This window comes from Kitasatospora sp. NRRL B-11411, from assembly GCF_000721345.1.
GTDB lineage: Bacteria > Actinomycetota > Actinomycetes > Streptomycetales > Streptomycetaceae > Kitasatospora > Kitasatospora cineracea.
Genome location: NZ_JOGH01000365.1, coordinates 1 through 202 on the forward strand (window position 1 = coordinate 1; position 202 = coordinate 202).

Genomic DNA, 202 nt, shown 5'->3' on the forward strand with positions numbered 1-202 from the left:
GCGCCTGGTCAAGCACGACCAGGACGGCAAGCCGCTGCCCGGTGCGGTCTTCCAGCTGTGGCGCGAGTCCAACGGCACCGACGGCCTGCAGACCGACGGGGCGAAGCCCGACGCCAAGGTCGGCGACCCGTGCACCACCGGCGAGGACGGCACCTGCACCGAGCAGGCCGACCTGGGCACCTACTACTGGCAGGAGGTCAGC

The 202-nt window shown here is 71.8% G+C and carries 1 protein-coding gene; it reads left to right on the plus strand.

Annotated elements, in window-relative coordinates; genetic code table 11:
* Positions 1-202, plus strand: a 202-nt coding sequence (locus IH44_RS42260) for a prealbumin-like fold domain-containing protein (RefSeq protein WP_035958735.1), incomplete at both ends; no start/stop codon positions are given.